The sequence below is a fragment of the Curtobacterium sp. SORGH_AS_0776 genome, assembly GCF_031453355.1.
GTDB lineage: Bacteria > Actinomycetota > Actinomycetes > Actinomycetales > Microbacteriaceae > Curtobacterium.
Genome location: NZ_JAVIYU010000001.1, coordinates 3,714,264 through 3,729,993 on the forward strand (window position 1 = coordinate 3,714,264; position 15,730 = coordinate 3,729,993).

Here is a 15,730-nt window from a genome sequence, read left to right on the forward strand (position 1 = left end):
TTTCACTTCTTCGTGGAGAGGGGGTGGAGCTGCTGTGTGTCGGGCTGGGAGGCGCGTGGCGGGGCCGCTGCGTGCCTCCCGTCCGACGGATCAGGCCTTGACGGAACCGGCCGCGAGGCCGGACTGCCAGAAGCGCTGGAGGAATAGGAACGCGACCACGATCGGGATGATCGTGAGGAGCGATCCCGTGACGACGAGGTTGTAGATCGGCTCGGCACCGGACCCGGTGGCCTGCGCGTTCCACTGGTTGAGGCCGACCGTCAGCGGGTACCACTTCGGGTCGCTCAGCATGATGAGCGGCAGGAAGTAGTTGTTCCAGGTGGCCACGACCGCGAAGAGCAGGACCGTGACGACACCGGGCGCGAGCAGGCGGAGCGCGATCGTGAAGAAGATCCGGAACTCGCCGGCGCCGTCCATGCGGGCGGCCTCGAGGAGTTCGGCGGGGATCGCGTCCACCGCGTAGGTCCAGATCAGGTACATGCCGAACGGGCTGATGAGCGACGGCAGGATGATCGCCCACGGGGTGTTCGTCAGGCCGAACTGCGAGAAGAGCAGGAAGGTCGGGACGGCGAGGGCGGTGCCGGGGACGGCGATCGCTCCGAGGACGACGGCGAAGACCGCGCGACGGCCGGGGAACTGGAACTTCGCCATGCCGTAGCCGGCGATCGTGGCGAGGAGGGTCGCGCCACCGGCGCCGACGACCACGTAGAGCAGCGTGTTGCCGAGCCACTGCACGAAGATGCCGTCGTTGTACGTCAGCGTGTCGACGATGTTCTGCCAGAGGTTGAACTTCCCGCCGAACCACAGGCCGAAGGTCGACAGGAGCGAGGCCTGCGTCTTCGTGCTGTTCACGAGCAGGTAGAACAGCGGCGCGAACGAGTAGACGACGAAGACGATCATCACGGCCGTGAGGAGGCCGGAACGCTTCGGCTTGCGTCCGTCGACGTGCTGCTCGGCCTTCCGCTCGGCACGCCTGGAGGCGCGGGTCGACCGGGCCTGCGGGTCGCGCAGCGTCGTGGTCGCCTCGGTGACGGTGGCCGGGCCGGACGCGCCGGTCGCCGGGTGCTGCAGGGTGCTCATCGGTTCTCCTCGCGGGTGCCGCGGACCTGGACGACGTAGGCGATCACCGCGGTGATCACGCCCATGACGATCGCGACGGTGGCGGAGTAGTTGAACTGCTGGCCGCTGAAGGACAGCGAGTAGGCGTACATGTTCGGCGTGAAGGCACTGCCGATGACGTTCGGGGCGAGCGTCTTGAGCAGGTTCGGCTCGTTGAAGAGCTGGAAGCTGCCGATGATCGAGAAGATCGTGGCGATGACCATCGGGCCGCGCAGGGCCGGGAGCTTGATCGAGAAGACCGTGCGCATCGGGCCGGCGCCGTCGAGCTCGGCCGCCTCGTACAGCTCGCCGGGCACGGTGCGGAGCGCGGCGTAGAAGATCAGCATGTTGTAGCCGAGGAACTCCCACGTGACCACGTTGCCGATCGACGTGAGGACCCAGTCCGGGCTGAACGGCTGCAGCAGGTCGATGCCGAGCGCGTGGTTCGCGGTACCGGTGAGGCCGAACTGGTTGCCGTAGATGAAGCCCCAGATCAGCGCGGCGACGACACCGGGGACCGCGTAGGGCAGGAACACCGCGATGCGGAAGAAGCTCGTTCCCCAGAGCCGCGCGCTGTCGAGTGCGAGGGCGGCGACGAGCGCGAGGCCGAGCATGATCGGGACCTGCACGACGAGGAACACCGCGACCCGGCCGAGACCCGACCAGAACTTCGCGTCCTGGAAGAGCTGTACGTAGTTGGCGAACCAGACGAACTGGTTGCCGCCGATGAGCTGGTCGCGGAAGAGGCTGAGCCAGAGCGCGTAGCCGATCGGGACGATGAGCATCGCGACGAGGACGACGACGAACGGGCCGACGAAGAGCCATCCCGTGTACCGGCCGCGCGGTCTGGCGCGGCGCCGCGGTGGCACGGCCGGGGCGGTGGCTCCGGCTGCGCGCGCTTCCAGCGTGCTCATGTGACTCCCTTGTCGTGCTGTGTTCGGGTCCGTCGATGTTGACGTCAACATCGAACGGCGCGACGATAGCATGGCAACGTCAACATGCGCTAGCGTCCGGTGCAGGCCGTCGCGCTCGACGTCCACTCGCAACCGATGGGAGACCCCCTGACGACCGACCTGTCCGCCACGCGCCGGTCCCCTTCGATGGCCGCCGTGGCCGAGGCCGCCGGGGTCTCGATGCAGACCGTGTCCCGCGTCGCCCGCGGCTTCGACAACGTCTCGCCGGACACCCGCGACCGGGTCCAGCGCGTCATGGACGACCTCGGCTACCGCCCGAACCGCGCTGCCCGGGCCCTCCGCTCCGGGCGCTTCCGGACGATCGGCGTGATCATGTTCACCCTCGCGTCGTACGGCAACATGCGCACGCTCGAGGCGATCGCCGACGCTGCTGGTGTCGCCGACTTCACGATCACGTTGCTGCCGATGGCCTCCCGCACCGAGGAAGGCGTCCGCTCGGCCTTCTCCCGCCTGCACGAACAGGCCGTCGACGGTGTCGTCATCATCATCGAGTCGCACATCATCGACACGGCCGAGGTCGTGCTGCCCGACGGCGTCCCGATGGTCGTCGTCGACTCGACCGGCACCACGCAGCACCCGGCGATCGACACCGACCAGGCCGACGGCGCCCGCCGGGCCACGCAGCACCTGCTCGACCTCGGGCACGAGACCGTCTGGCACGTCGCCGGCCCCGAGTCGTCGTACTCGGCCGCCCGGCGTCTCGCCGCCTGGCAGGCCACGCTCGAGGCCGCGGGGCGCACCGTCCCGCCGGTGTTCCGCGGCGGCTGGGGCGCCGAGTCCGGGTACCGCGCCGGGCAGGAGATCGCTCGACGCCCCGAGATCACCGCCGTGTTCGCCGCGAACGACCAGACGGCCCTCGGGGTGCTCCGCGCCGCCCACGAGCTCGGGCGGCCCGTGCCGGAGACCCTCAGCGTGGTGGGCTTCGACGACTCCCCCGAGTCCGACTCGTTCTGGCCGCCGCTGACCACCGTGCACCAGTCCTTCGACGAGGTCGGGCGCCGGGCGGTCCGGAACCTCCTCGCTCAGATCGACGGGCAGCCGGTCCGCGCCGAGGCCGACCTCGTGCCGGTCCGCTTGGTGGTCCGGGCGAGCACGGCGCCGCCGCCGGCCTGACCGACCTCGCGGCCACGGCGTCCGTCACACGGTCAGCGCGTGGGGCGTACCGTGCACACGGAGCCGGTCTGCTGTCCCGGCCCCGGGTGTGCGCCACTTCCGTGTGTCCGGAGGACGAGCCACCGCTGCGGTCCTCATCTCCCCACCTCGGCGCGTTCGGATCATGAAGAACATCGTGTACGGCCTGACCGCCGTCCTGACCTCTGACGAGGCCGCGGACGCCGTGCTGGACTACGCCGCAGCACTCGCGCACGCCGGACTCGCGGACACCGTCGCCGTCCCCACCGTCGACGCGTTCGGGAGCACCACGACGACCTCGTTCCTGCTCGCCCCGGCGCTCGGGCTCCTCATCGAGGACGCCGCCGACGATCCGCTCGGCCCCGACACGGCCGCCTTCGTCGAGGAGATCTCGTGGCGGGCGCGCGCTGTGCGCTGCACGCCGCCGCACGCCTGACGCACCCGACAGACGGTAGGCGCGGCGCCCGTCCGCACCGCGCCTCCCGTCCGCCGTCGCGAAAGCGACACGTCACAGCGGACCTCCGGCGCACATCTGTCGCCCTGGCGACACGGACGCGCGCCGCACGCGGCACGGTGTCGCTTCCGCAGCACGGACCGCGCCGCACCGCCCGACGGACGGGAGGCGCGGCGCCAGCCCGCACCGCGCGTCCCGTCCGCCGTCGCGCACCTCGCGCGTCCACCGGCACCTCACGCGCCAACAGCCCCGTGAACTGTCACCCACCCCGTGAAGTCGCGACCGCGCCGCGCTCGCCCCGCGGCCGCGCCGCACGGCAGAAGGCGCCGGTACCGCGAAGCGGTCCGACGCCCTCTGTGCTCACTCGACGCCCGCCGCAGCGTGCGCCGAGGCGTCTCAGCCGATCGACACGGCGGTCCAGGAGACCGGCGGGAGCTCGATCGTGATGGTGTCACCCTCGCGGCGGACGGACTCGTTCGTGCGGAGCCCGACGCGCTCGGTGTTCGCCAGGTCGTTCACGGCGTGCAGGTCGTCGTCCCAGACGCCCTCGGCACGGACGTCACCGTCGACCGACAGGCCGGCGAGGTCGATCGTGACTGTGGTCGACTCCGACGGGTGCCGGTTCACGAGGAACACCGCGGCGCCGTCGTCCGAGACCGTGGCGGCCGAGTCGACGACCGGGACCTCGCCGTACTTGCCGCCGTCGACCGTGTCACCCGAGGCCTTGACCTGCAGCGACGTGCCGTTGGCGAGCTTCGACGTCAGCGAGAACGGGAAGAACGTCGTCTGGCGCCAGGCCGGGCCGCCGGGCTCGGTCATGATCGGGCCGATGACGTTGACGAGCTGCGCGAGCGAGGCCGAGGCGACGCGGTCGGCGTGCCGCAGCAGCGAGATGAGCAGGCCACCGACGACGACGGCGTCGGCGACCGTGTAGACGTCCTCGAGCAGGCGCGGGGCGACCGGCCAGTCCTGCAGCTCGAAGGTCTTCTGCTGCTCGTTCCACTTCGAGATGGACCAGACGTTCCACTCGTCGAAGGAGATGTCGATCCGCTTGTCGGACTTCTTCTGCGCCTGCACGTGGTCGGCGGCGGTCGTGACCGTCTTGATGAAGTGGTCCATGTTCACGCCGGAGGCGAGGAAGGAGGCGAGGTCGTCGCCCTCCTCGTAGTAGGCGTGGGCGGAGATGTAGTCGACGTCGTCGTAGGTGTGCTCGAGGACGGTCCGCTCCCACTCGCCGAACGTCGGCATCGACGCCCCGGAGGAACCGCAGGCGACGAGCTCGAGGTCGGGCTGGATCTGCCGCATGGCCTTGGCGGTCATGGCGGCGAGCTTGCCGTAGTCCTCGGCGTTCTTGTGACCGAGCTGCCACGGGCCGTCCATCTCGTTGCCGAGGCACCACATCTTGATGGCGAAGGGCTCCTGGCGGCCGTTCGACTTCCGGTACTCGCTGAGCGCGGTGCCGGCGTCGATGTTCGCGTACTCGAGGAGCTCGATGGCCTCCTGCGTGCCGCGCGTGCCGAGGTTGACGGCGAGCATGAGCTCCGAGCCGACCTGGTCGAGCCAGTGCTGGAACTCGTGCAAGCCGACCTCGTTCGTCTCGGTCGAGTGCCAGGCGAGGTCGAGTCGGCGGGGGCGCTGCTCGACCGGGCCGACGCCGTCCTCCCACTTGTAGCCGGAGACGAAGTTGCCGCCGGGGTAGCGGATCGCGGACACGTTGAGGTCCTTGACGAGGTCGATGACGTCCTTGCGGAAGCCGTGCTCGTCGGCGGTCTCGTGCGACGGCTCGTGGATGCCGTCGTAGACGTGGCGTCCGAGGTGTTCGACGAACCCGCCGAACAGGCGACGTCGCACCGGCCCCACGGTGAACGCGGCGTCGAGGACGAGGTGTGTGCGGGGCATGGATCTCCTTCGATCGTGGGGCAGCCTGCGCTCGGTCAAAGTGAGCGCTCACGTTCCCGAAACGCTAGCGGCTTTCCGCGCGACACGAAAGGGGGCGCCCCCGAACATCACGGATCGGCAGTCACCCGTGTCCAAAGGGTGGCGGCACGCCGGGACGCGCGCTAATGTGAGCGCTCACGGAGCACCGACCCTGCTCCGACTCGGCCCGTCCCGATGGAGTGATGCCATGCCGAACCGAATCCCCGTACCCACCCCGCACCCACGAGGCGGCGCCTTCACACGGCGGAGCCTCCTCGCCGCCGGCGCAGCCGCCGCGACGGTCCTGCCGCTCGCCGCCTGCTCCAGCCCCCTCGCCGCCGGCATCGCCGGTGCACCGCTCAACCCGGAGACGCTCGTCTTCTGGAACCTGTTCGGCGGCGGTGACGGCCTCCGCATGCAGGAGATGGAGGCCGGCTACGCCAAGCAGCACGGCGGCTCGTCCTCGCTGCAGGCGACCACGTTCGCGTGGGGCAACCCGTACTACTCCAAGGTCACACTGGCCACCGTCGGGAACAAGCCGCCGGACGTCGCGATCGCCCACCTCACCCGCGCGAAGCCGCTCTGGGACGGCGACCTGCTCGACCCGATCACGAGCGACGACCTGGCGAGCGTCGGACTGAGCGCCAGCGACTTCAACCAGAAGGCCTGGACGGCGCAGAAGACCGACGGCAAGAACATCTGCGTGCCGCTCGACACGCACCCGTTCGTCCTCTTCTACAACGTTGATGTCTGTCAGAAGGCCGGCCTCATCGACAGCGACGGCAAGCTCAAGGACCTGACCGGGATCGATGCCTTCGAGAGCGCGCTCGCCGCGGTCGCGAAGGTCACCGGCGGCACGGCCCTCAACGTCGCCAACGTCAGCGAGATCGCCACCCCGTGGCGGTTCTTCTGGACGATGTACAACCAGATCGACGGTGCGACGCCGTTCATCAGCGACGGCGGCGCGAAGCTCACCGTCAACGAGGACGCGTACACGAAGGTCACCGACATGACCCAGAAGTGGGTGAAGAACGGCTGGCTCAACAAGGGCCTCGACTACGCCACCGCGCAGACGCTGATGTTCACCGGCAAGGCGGGCTTCTTCATGCAGGGCGAGTGGGAGATCAGCACGGCGCAGTCCATCAAGGGTCTCAAGTTCGGCATGGCGCCGATCCCGCAGCTCTTCGACAAGCCCGCAGCGCAGGCCGACTCGCACACCTTCATCCTGCCGAGGAAGGACCGCACCCCGGAGCAACGCAAGGCGCACATGCTCTTCATCAAGCAGATGCTCGAGCAGAGCCTCACGTGGGCACAGGGCGGCCACGTGCCCGCCTACCTGCCGACCTACGACAGCACAGCGTACAAGAAGCTCGAGCCGCAGGCGAACTACGCCTCGGCCGCCGAGACCGCGGTGTTCGACGACCCGGCCTGGTACGGCGGATCGGGGTCGACCTTCGAGAACACGGTCGGCGCCCAGCTCGCCCTCATCCAGCAGGGCAGCAGCTCCCCCGCGCAGGCCATGTCCGCGATCAAGTCCCAGCTGTCCACCTACCTCAACACCCCGAGCCCGCTGTAAGCCCGCGCGAAAGGCACGATGACGTGACCACAGCACCTGTCCTCGACCGGCCCACCGACGCCACCACGGCGCCGCGTGCACGCCGGGCCGGCTCCTTCCGGACCAGCCTCACGCGCGGCCAGGGCCGCACGGGGTGGCTCTTCCTCGCCCCCTTCGGCCTGTTCTACCTGGCCTTCCTGCTCGGCCCCACGGTGTGGATGATCGTGTCGAGCTTCTTCAACACCTCGACGGTCCGCACCGGGCTCGGCAGCTTCGCCGGGTTCGCGAACTACGCCGAGATGCTCGGCCGTGACGACTTCTGGTCGTCGCTCTGGCACACCCTGCAGTTCACGCTCTACACGACGCCGCCGCTCGTCATCCTGGCGTTCCTCTTCGCCGTGCTGACGAACCGGATGAACCGCGGTCAGTGGTTCTTCCGACTGGCGTTCTTCCTGCCGTTCATCCTGCCGTCGGCGACGATCTCGCTGATCTGGGTGTTCATCTTCACCCCCGCGACCGGTCTGTTCGCGTCGATCCAGTCGGCCCTCGGGCTGACCCCCCGGCGCCGGTGTCCTGGCGAGCCCGAACACCGCGATGATCGGTGTCGCGATCGCCACGGTCTGGTGGACCCTCGGCTTCAACTTCGTGCTCTACCTGGCTGGCCTGCAGGAGATCCCGCGCGAACTGTACGAGGCGGCGGCCGTCGACGGCGCGTCGAACTGGCAGCAGATCAAGTCGATCACGCTCCCGCTGCTCGGCCGCACCACGACCCTGGTCATCCTGCTGCAGATCATCGCCAGCCTGAAGATCTTCGACCAGGTGTACCTGATGACGAACGGCGGACCGGGCATCTCGACCCAGGTCTCGCTGCAGCTCATCACCGGCGTCGGCTTCACCGACAACCGACTCGGCGCAGCATCGGCCGCATCGGTGCTCCTGTTCATCGTGATCGTCGCGATCGCGATCATCCGGCAGATCGTCGAGCGCGCTGCCGCCAAGCGAGAGATGGGTGCCTGACGTGACCACCACCGAGAGCATCACGACCGACCGCCCGAAGCTCCGCACCGGGGTCTCCGCGGCGGCACCGGCGAACGCCGCCAAGATCGGCGTCTCCGGCAAGGGCTTCAACCTCGTCGCCGGCATCATCCTCGGCGTCTTCGCCGTGATCTGGCTCATCCCGAGCCTGTTCGCCCTGAAGACGTCCCTGTCCGACAACGGCGTCGCGGCCCTCGGCGCCAACTCGATCCTGTCGAACTGGAACCCGACGCTGCACTCCTACGCGGCACTGTTCCAGGCCGGCGACATCTGGAACTGGTACCTGGCGAGCGGCATCACGAGCCTCGTGACGACCGCCCTGACGGTGCTGTTCGCGTCGATGGCGGCGTTCGCGCTGTCCCGGCTCGCCTTCCGCGGGCGGAACGTCGCGTTCCTGCTCATCATCCTGGGCATCATGATCCCGACGCAGGTCCTGATCATCCCGATCTTCCAGGAGCTCAACTCGGTCGGCCTGCTGAACACCTACTGGTCGGTCATCTTCCCGCAGGTGCCCGCCGTGATCGCGGTGTTCATCTTCAAGCAGTTCTTCGACGGCATCCCCCGGGAGCTCGAGGAGGCGGCGCGCATCGACGGCGCCGGCATGTGGAAGATCTACTGGTCGGTGATCCTGCCGCTCTCGCGTCCGGTCATCGCGGCGGTGGCGATCCTGACGTTCGTCGGGGTCTGGAACAACCTGCTGCTGCCGCTGTTCGTGCTGTCGAACCCGGACCTCATGACGATCCCGGTCGGGCTCGCCACGGTCCAGGGCAGCTTCGGTCAGCGCTACGCGGACATCCAGGCCGGGGCGATCCTGGCGGCGCTGCCGCTGATCATCCTGTACCTGATCTTCCAGCGGCAGATCGTCGAGGGCGTGACGGGTTCCGGCCTCAAGGGCTGACGCGACCACAGGACGGGAGGGACGGTGCCAGCTGGCACCGTCCCTCCCGTCTCGCATGTGGGAACGTACCTGGCCGGAACGGGCGTACCTGGTCCGTATTTTCGTAGCAGTACACCCGAATCGATCAGGTGCATCCGGCACGCCCGATCGGAACGGGCCCGGTGCGGGTCAGGCGGAGACGGACTCGCGGGCCTGGTGCTTCCAGAAGCCGGAGAACGTGATCCGGGACTTCGGCAGGCCGGCACGGTGCAGGTGTCGACGTCCCTCCGTCGCGAGCGTCGACTCGCCCACGACGAAGGCGTAGCCGCGATCGTCGGCCGGGACGTGCCGCTGGAGCTCGGCGAGCGCCGCCCGACCCGGGACCGCGTGCGGGGCGACCTCGTCGCGGACGATCCAGGTGACGGTGACACCCGTGGGAGCGTCGAGGGGGCGGACGTCGCCTCTGGACGGGACCTCCTGGATGATGCGGCCGACCGCGTCGCGCGGGAGCGAGGCGGCGATGCCGACGACCCCGGGGAGCCCGGTCTCCTCGGCGGCGACCAGCACCTCGCTCGTGTCGGGCGGGCAGTCGAAGATGCAGCCCTGGTCGAGCATCGCGAGTTCGTCACCGGGGCGGGCGTCGCAGGCCCAGATGGCTGCGCGGCCCTCGGGGGTGCCGTCCGCGTCGGTGTGCACGACGAAGTCGACGTCGAGTTCAGGTGTGCCGTCGGCGAGCCAGCGGAAGGCCGCGACGGTGTAGTTCGCGCAGTGCGGCCGGACGTCCTCGGGGATGGCGAGGTAGGTCGGCCACCACTTGGTGCCGTCGAGGTCGGGCATCCGGAAGGCGTCCTGGTCCGGGCGCTGCACGAACAGGCGGAACCAGTGGTCGAACCCGAGGTACCGGAACTCGTGCAGGTCGTCGCCGGTGACCGTGACGCGGTGCATCGACGGGGTGACCCGGTCGGTGCGGACGACCCGCGCGCGGAAGAGCCGGGGGTTCTCGGGCAGGAGCCGCGGGATCTTCGCCATGAGGCAAGGCTAACCTAAGATGATCTCCGTGCCAGCCCCCATCCCCACCCTGGCTCCCGTCCGGGAGGCCCCCGCCACGCGTCCGACCGACGCGCTCGGCGTGCACCGAACCGCCGTCCGACGCCGGGCCCTGGTGATCGTCGCCCTCGTCGTGGTGCTCGCCCTGGTGGCGGTCGCGAGCCTGCTCCTCGGCAGCAACCGGATCGGCGCCGACCGCGTCCTCGACGGGCTCATGCGCACCGGCAGCAGCACGGACGAGGCGATCGTCTGGGGCTCCCGAATCCCCCGCACCCTCATCGGTGCCGCGGTCGGAGCAGCGCTCGGGATCGCAGGCCTGCTCATGCAGGGGCACACCCGGAACCCGCTCGCCGACCCCGGCCTGTTCGGCGTCTCGTCCGGTGCCGGCCTCGCGGTCGTGATCGGCGTCTACGTGTTCGGCATCACGAGCACGGGCGCCACGGTGTGGTTCGCGCTCGTCGGGGCCCTCGTGGCGAGCGTGGTCGTGTTCTCGGTGACGATCGCGGGCAGCGGGACCGCGAGCCCGGTGCCCCTCGCCCTCGCCGGCGCCGCGGTCTCAGCGCTGCTCGGTGCCCTGACGTCGTTCGTGGTGCTCACCGACCAGGACTCGCTCGACGCGTACCGCCTGTGGGTCGTCGGGTCGCTCGCGGCACGGCAGCTCGACGTCCTCGGAGCGGTCTGGCCGTTCCTCGTCGTCGGACTCGTGCTCGCCGTGCTGAACGTGCGGGCGCTCGACGCACTCGGGCTCGGGACGGACCTGGCGAAGGGCCTCGGCGAGAACGTGCTCGTCGCGCGGCTCGTCGGACTCGGCGGCATCACGCTGCTCGCCGCCGGGGCGACCGCCGCCGCGGGGCCGATCGGGTTCGTCGGCCTCACGGTGCCGCACGTCGCCCGGGCGCTCGTCGGCACGGGGCACCGCTGGACCCTGCCGGTGTCCGCGCTCGTGGGTGCGGCGCTCGTCGTGCTCGCGGACGTGGTCGGTCGCCTGATCGGCGGCTTCGCCGAGGTGGAGGTCGGCATCGTCCTGGCCGTCATCGGCGGGCCCGTGTTCGTCGCGGTCGCACGTCGCCGATCGCTGGTGTCGCTGTGAGCGCGGCGGAGCAGGCGCGAACGCGCACGGAGGCGCAGGCGCGCACGGGAGCACACCCCCGTGCGCACGCCGCTGCCGGCCGTCGCGGCGTCGTGGTGGGTCCCGTCGGGCTCGCCTGGCGCCCCCGCGTCTTCTGGTACACGGTCGCAGCGCTCGGTGCCGTCGGCGTCCTGATCGTCCTCGGTGTCGCGATCGGCTCGACCTGGATCGCCCCGGTCACGGTCCTTCGCTCGCTGTTCGGGCTCGAGACGGGACCGGACGCCTTCATCGTCTCCACCCTGCGCCTCCCCCGCGTCCTCACCGGCGCACTCGTCGGCCTGACCCTCGGCGTCGCCGGCGCCCTCACCCAGACCTTCACGCGGAACCCCCTCGGGACGCCCGACATCATCGGGGTGACCTCCGGCGCGAGCGTCGGAGCGGTGGCCGCGATCGTGCTCGGCGGCGGGTCGTACTCGGTCTCGGCGATCGTCCTCGGCGGTGGCATCCCGGTGGCCGCGACGATCGGTGCGCTCCTCGCGGCCGCGGCGGTGTACGGGTTCGGGTGGCGCGGCGGCGTGCAGAGCTACCGGCTGATCCTCGTCGGCATCGGGGTGAGCGCCACGCTCGACGCCGTCACGAGCTACCTGCTCGTCCGCGCGAAGATCACGGCGGCAGCGGCGGCCTCGCAGTGGCTCGTCGGCAGCCTGTCGAGCACCTCGTGGTCGAGCGTCTGGCCGCTGCTCGTGGTCGCCGCGATCGCCGTCCCCCTGGCCCTGGCCACGAGCGCCGCCCTCGGCATCGGGCAGCTCGGCGACGAGGTCGCGACCGGGGTCGGCCTGGCCGTGCAGCGACACCGACTCGTCGTGATCGCGCTCGCGGTCGTCCTGACCGCCGCCGCCGTCGCCGCGGCCGGCCCGGTCGGCTTCGTCGCGTTCGTGGTCCCGCAGGTCGGGCTCCGGCTCGCCGGCACGAACCGTCCACCCCTGCTGCTCGCCGGAGCGCTCGGTGCCGCCCTCGTCCTCGCCGCGGACCTGCTCGCCCGGTCGGCGTTCCCGTGGCAGGTGCCGGTCGGCATCATCACGACGGTGATCGGCGCCCCCTACCTGATCTGGCTCCTCATCCGTCACCGCAAGGAGATGTCCCGATGACCCGCACCCCGGACACCACGCCCGGCACCACCGTCCCCGTGCTCGAGGCCCGCGGGCTCGCGGTCGGCTACGACCGGCACCCCGTCCTCTCCGACCTCGACCTGCGGATCGAGCGGGGCACCGTCACGACGTTCCTCGGCGCGAACGGCTGCGGGAAGTCCACGCTCCTCAAGGCTTTCGGGCGGGTGCTCAAGCCGCAGGCCGGCGAGGTCCACCTCGACGGGACCCCGATCCGCCGGGAGTCGAACCGAGCGGTCGCGAAGAAGCTCGCGATCCTCCCGCAGTCCCCCGTCGCCCCGGCCGGGACGAGCGTGCTCGACCTGGTGATGCGCGGCCGGAACCCGCACCAGTCGTGGGCGAAGCCGTGGACCGCCGACGACGCCGACGTCGCCGAGCAGGCCATCGCGGCGACCGGTCTGACCGAGGTCGCCCACCGGGACGTCGCGAGCCTGTCGGGCGGGCAGCGGCAGCGCGCGTGGATCGCACTCGTGGTCGCCCAGCAGGCCGAGACCCTCCTGCTCGACGAACCGACGACCTACCTCGACCTGGCGCACCAGCTCGAGGTCCTCCGGCTGGTCCGGCGCCTCAACCGCGAACAGGGATCGACCGTCGTCATGGTCCTGCACGACCTGACGCTGGCGGCCCGGTACTCGGACCGGCTCGTGGTCCTGCACGAGGGCGGTGTCGCAGCGGACGGCACCCCGGCGGACGTCCTCACGCCGGAGCTGCTGGAACGCGCGTTCGGGCTGCACGCCCGCGTCGTCGCCGACCCGGTGACCGGGGCCCCGATGATCGTCCCCGAGGCCGACGAGCACGACGTGGTCCGCCACGACGAACTGGCGGGCGCGCTCAACTTAGGTTAGCCTCTCCTAACGTGAAGACCTTCCGCCGCAGCTCCTTCCGCGCCGCCCTCGTGACCTCCGTGGCCGTCTCGGCCCTCCTCCTCGCCGGCTGCTCCAGCACGAACAGCTCCGACGACAGCGCCGGCAGTGGCAGCAGCGCCGCGGCCGACGGCGCCTGGTCGTACAAGGACGCCACCGGCACGACCGTCAAGGTCGACCACACCCCGAAGCGCGTCGTCGTGCTCAACGACATCGCGATCTCGTTCATCGAGTACGGGCTCAAGCCGGTCGGCACCTTCGGGCAGCTCACCATGGCGAAGGACGCCCGCTTCGACGACCTCGACACCGACGGCATCACGCAGCTCGGCGAGGCCTACGGCGACATCGACCTCGAGCAGCTCGCCGCGCTGAAGCCCGACCTCGTCGTCACCTCGGTCTACCCGACGGACGAGAAGGGCACGCTCGACACCACCCAGCCGGGCTACGGCTTCAAGGACAAGGAACAGCAGAAGCAGGTCCAGGCGATCGCTCCGGTCGCCCAGGTCAAGTGGGGCGGCAAGGGCGAGGACGTCATCACGACCATCGCCGACCTCGCCGAGTCGCTCGGTGCGAAGGAGTCCACGGTCGACGCGGCCGAGGACCGCTTCGAGACCGCAGCGGACGACCTCGAGAAGGCCGCGAAGGAGTCCGACCTCTCGGTCGTCTCGATGTACGCCGACGGCGACGGCGCCTACGTCACCCGCCCGAGCGACGAGCCGACGCTGCAGATGTACACGTCCTTCGGCGTCGACTTCGTGAACCCGAAGCCCAAGGGCTTCTACTGGGGCGTCTACTCGTGGGAGAACGCCGGGCAGATCACCGGTGACGTGATCCTGCTGTCACAGCAGGGCTACCAGGTCGCCGACCTCGAGAAGCAGCCGACGTTCGCCGACAACGCGGCGCTCGACGCCGGCCAGGTCCACAGCTGGACCTTCCCGGCGCTCGACTACGCCTCGCAGGCCGGCTACATGACGAAGCTCGCGGGCTGGCTCGAGGACAGCAAGAAGCTGTCCTAGTCGCCACCAGGTGGATGACGGGAGGCGCGGTGCCAGCTGGCACCGCGCCTCCCGTCCGTCACGCCTCGGCCCGGATGCGACCGAGCACCGCGCCCGCCGCCACCAGACGCTCGTCGTCCACGCCCGCCGTCGCGCGCGCGAGCACCTCGTGCTGCGCGTCCAGCGCCAGCGCGAGTGCTCCCGCTCCCCGCGGGGTGACCTCGATCAGCGACGAGCGCCGGTCGTCCGGGTTGGGGACACGACGGACGAACCCGTCGCGCTCCAGCCGGTCGACGATCTTGCTCGCCGCGCCGACGGTGATGACCACCGTGTCGGCGACGTCCTGCACCCGCGCCGCCCCGGCCAGCTCGTCGACCACTCGCAGTGCCGTCGCGAGCCCGAGCGACATGCCGCTCGCCGCGGTGACGGAATGGTCGACGGCGTTCCACAGCTCGATCTGGCTCCGCACCAGGGTGTCGAAGAAGCCGAGGCGGTCCGCCGGGGTCATCGCTGTGCCCCGTCGACGCGGACGACCAGCTTGCCGCGGACGGCTCCGGTCTCCATGTCGCGGTGCGCCTGGACGACGCCGTCCTCGGTGAAGTCGTGGACGCGCCCGATCGGGAACGACAGGGTCCCCACGGCGACGGCGTCCACCACGCGCTGCAGGACGGCCGCCGGCAGGTCTGCCGCGTCGCCCGAGTACGCCGTGAGCCGGACGCCGTTCGGGATGAAGTCGTTCGGGTAGAAGTCCGGAACGGTCCACTCGTCCGAGAGCATGCCCGTGAAGCACACGGTGCCGTGCACGGCGACGGCCCGCAGCGTGTCCCGGAGCGCACCGGTGCCGACGAGTTCGACCGCGCCGTCCACACCGCCAGGCAGCACCGCGCGGACCTGGTCGGCCACGCTGCCGTCGTCGATGAGCACGTGGTCGACGCCGGCGGCGTGCAGGACGTCCGCGTTGGCCGCCGACCGCGTCGTCGAGAAGACCGTCGCACCGCGCTCCTTCGCGAGCACCGCGACCGCGAGCCCGACGGACGACGTGCCACCCCGGACGAGGAGCGACCCGCCGTCACGCAGGTCGACGCCCGTGGTGAGGGACCCGTACGCGGTCTGCACCATCTCGGGCAGCGCACCGAGCACCGAGGGGTCGAGGTCGCTGCGGAACGGGACGACGCTCGACACCGGGACGCAGGTGTACTCCGCGTAGCCGCCGTCGATCGTGCGCCCCATGCCGCCCATGAGCGCGGCGACCTGCTGCCCTTCGGCGAACTCGCCACCGGGTGCCCGGACGACCCGACCGACGGCTTCGATGCCGGGCACCCGCGGGAAGGAGCCGAACGATCCGAGCCCCTGCCGGAAGTGCTGCTCCGACCGGTTCAGACCGAACGCCTCGACCCGGACGAGGACCCAGCCCGGCTCGGGGTCGGGGATCGGCAGGGTCCGCATCCGCAGTGCCTCGGGCGAGCCGGGGGCGTCGAGGACGATCGCGCGCATCGTGTCTTCCATTCGTCGAGATTAGCATTCCACGGAAGATACTTCTAGCGATTCC

15 protein-coding genes are annotated in these 15,730 nt (G+C 70.4%); 9 read left to right on the top strand and 6 right to left on the bottom strand.

Features of this window, described 5'->3' with window-relative positions:
- Positions 1 to 90: 90 nt before the first annotated feature.
- Both QE359_RS18095 and QE359_RS18100 read right to left on the bottom strand, forming a co-directional pair.
- Positions 91 to 1,080, bottom strand: a complete 990-nt coding sequence (locus QE359_RS18095; RefSeq protein WP_261646502.1) for a carbohydrate ABC transporter permease — start codon at positions 1,078 to 1,080, stop codon at positions 91 to 93.
- On the bottom strand, positions 1,077 to 2,012 hold the full coding sequence (locus QE359_RS18100) for a carbohydrate ABC transporter permease (protein ID WP_070418185.1): 936 nt from the start codon (positions 2,010 to 2,012) through the stop codon (positions 1,077 to 1,079). Before QE359_RS18100 ends, QE359_RS18095 begins: the two co-directional genes overlap by 4 nt.
- A 135-nt stretch (positions 2,013 to 2,147) precedes the next feature.
- On the opposite strand from QE359_RS18100, the gene QE359_RS18105 reads away from it, so the two are divergent.
- Together QE359_RS18105 and QE359_RS18110 are read left to right on the top strand one after the other, a co-directional pair.
- The gene (locus tag QE359_RS18105; protein WP_309780216.1) at positions 2,148 to 3,185 is read left to right on the top strand and encodes a LacI family DNA-binding transcriptional regulator; all 1,038 of its coding nucleotides are present in this window, start codon (positions 2,148 to 2,150) and stop codon (positions 3,183 to 3,185) included.
- A gap of 163 nt (positions 3,186 to 3,348) precedes the next feature.
- Positions 3,349 to 3,639 carry a hypothetical protein gene (locus tag QE359_RS18110; protein ID WP_309780217.1) on the top strand — a complete coding sequence of 97 codons (291 nt, stop codon included), beginning with the start codon at positions 3,349 to 3,351 and terminating at the stop codon, positions 3,637 to 3,639.
- Between the two features lie 414 nt (positions 3,640 to 4,053).
- Here the strand turns inward: QE359_RS18110 and QE359_RS18115 are convergent, their stop codons facing one another.
- Positions 4,054 to 5,556, bottom strand: coding sequence for an alpha-N-arabinofuranosidase (locus tag QE359_RS18115; RefSeq protein WP_309780218.1), 1,503 nt, complete (start codon positions 5,554 to 5,556; stop codon positions 4,054 to 4,056).
- Between the two features lie 226 nt (positions 5,557 to 5,782).
- Between QE359_RS18115 and QE359_RS18120 the strand changes: the two genes are divergently transcribed.
- The 3 genes from QE359_RS18120 (at position 5,783) to QE359_RS18130 (ending at position 9,062) form a co-directional block, all read left to right on the top strand.
- The gene (locus QE359_RS18120) at positions 5,783 to 7,150 is read left to right on the top strand and encodes an extracellular solute-binding protein (protein ID WP_309780219.1); all 1,368 of its coding nucleotides are present in this window, start codon (positions 5,783 to 5,785) and stop codon (positions 7,148 to 7,150) included.
- A 573-nt stretch (positions 7,151 to 7,723) separates the two neighbouring features.
- On the top strand, positions 7,724 to 8,146 hold the full coding sequence (locus tag QE359_RS18125) for a sugar ABC transporter permease (protein ID WP_309780220.1): 423 nt from the start codon (positions 7,724 to 7,726) through the stop codon (positions 8,144 to 8,146).
- A gap of 1 nt (position 8,147) precedes the next feature.
- Positions 8,148 to 9,062, top strand: coding sequence for a carbohydrate ABC transporter permease (locus QE359_RS18130; protein WP_083413944.1), 915 nt, complete (start codon positions 8,148 to 8,150; stop codon positions 9,060 to 9,062).
- A 168-nt stretch (positions 9,063 to 9,230) separates the two neighbouring features.
- Here the strand turns inward: QE359_RS18130 and QE359_RS18135 are convergent, their stop codons facing one another.
- Positions 9,231 to 10,070, bottom strand: coding sequence for a siderophore-interacting protein (locus QE359_RS18135; RefSeq protein ID WP_309780221.1), 840 nt, complete (start codon positions 10,068 to 10,070; stop codon positions 9,231 to 9,233).
- Between the two features lie 28 nt (positions 10,071 to 10,098).
- Between QE359_RS18135 and QE359_RS18140 the strand changes: the two genes are divergently transcribed.
- The 4 genes from QE359_RS18140 to QE359_RS18155 all read left to right on the top strand — a co-directional run bounded on the left by QE359_RS18140 (position 10,099) and on the right by QE359_RS18155 (position 14,202).
- Positions 10,099 to 11,178 (top strand): iron ABC transporter permease, encoded by a 1,080-nt coding sequence (locus QE359_RS18140; protein WP_229086028.1) that lies wholly within the window; start codon positions 10,099 to 10,101, stop codon positions 11,176 to 11,178.
- 92 nt (positions 11,179 to 11,270) lie between these two features.
- Positions 11,271 to 12,305 (top strand): iron ABC transporter permease, encoded by a 1,035-nt coding sequence (locus QE359_RS18145; protein WP_309780222.1) that lies wholly within the window; start codon positions 11,271 to 11,273, stop codon positions 12,303 to 12,305.
- Positions 12,302 to 13,168 (top strand): ABC transporter ATP-binding protein, encoded by an 867-nt coding sequence (locus QE359_RS18150; RefSeq protein WP_309780223.1) that lies wholly within the window; start codon positions 12,302 to 12,304, stop codon positions 13,166 to 13,168. The genes QE359_RS18145 and QE359_RS18150 overlap by 4 nt, the downstream gene beginning before the upstream one ends.
- Positions 13,169 to 13,179: 11 nt before the next feature.
- Positions 13,180 to 14,202, top strand: a complete 1,023-nt coding sequence (locus tag QE359_RS18155) for an ABC transporter substrate-binding protein (RefSeq protein WP_309780224.1) — start codon at positions 13,180 to 13,182, stop codon at positions 14,200 to 14,202.
- Positions 14,203 to 14,260: 58 nt separating this feature from the next.
- Here QE359_RS18155 and QE359_RS18160 read toward each other — a convergent pair whose 3' ends face one another.
- Both QE359_RS18160 and QE359_RS18165 read right to left on the bottom strand, forming a co-directional pair.
- On the bottom strand, positions 14,261 to 14,689 hold the full coding sequence (locus QE359_RS18160) for a MarR family transcriptional regulator (protein ID WP_309780225.1): 429 nt from the start codon (positions 14,687 to 14,689) through the stop codon (positions 14,261 to 14,263).
- A complete protein-coding gene (locus tag QE359_RS18165) occupies positions 14,686 to 15,687 on the bottom strand; it encodes a zinc-binding dehydrogenase (RefSeq protein ID WP_309780226.1) in 1,002 nt (333 codons plus the stop codon). The genes QE359_RS18160 and QE359_RS18165 overlap by 4 nt, the downstream gene beginning before the upstream one ends.
- Positions 15,688 to 15,730 lie beyond the last annotated feature (43 nt).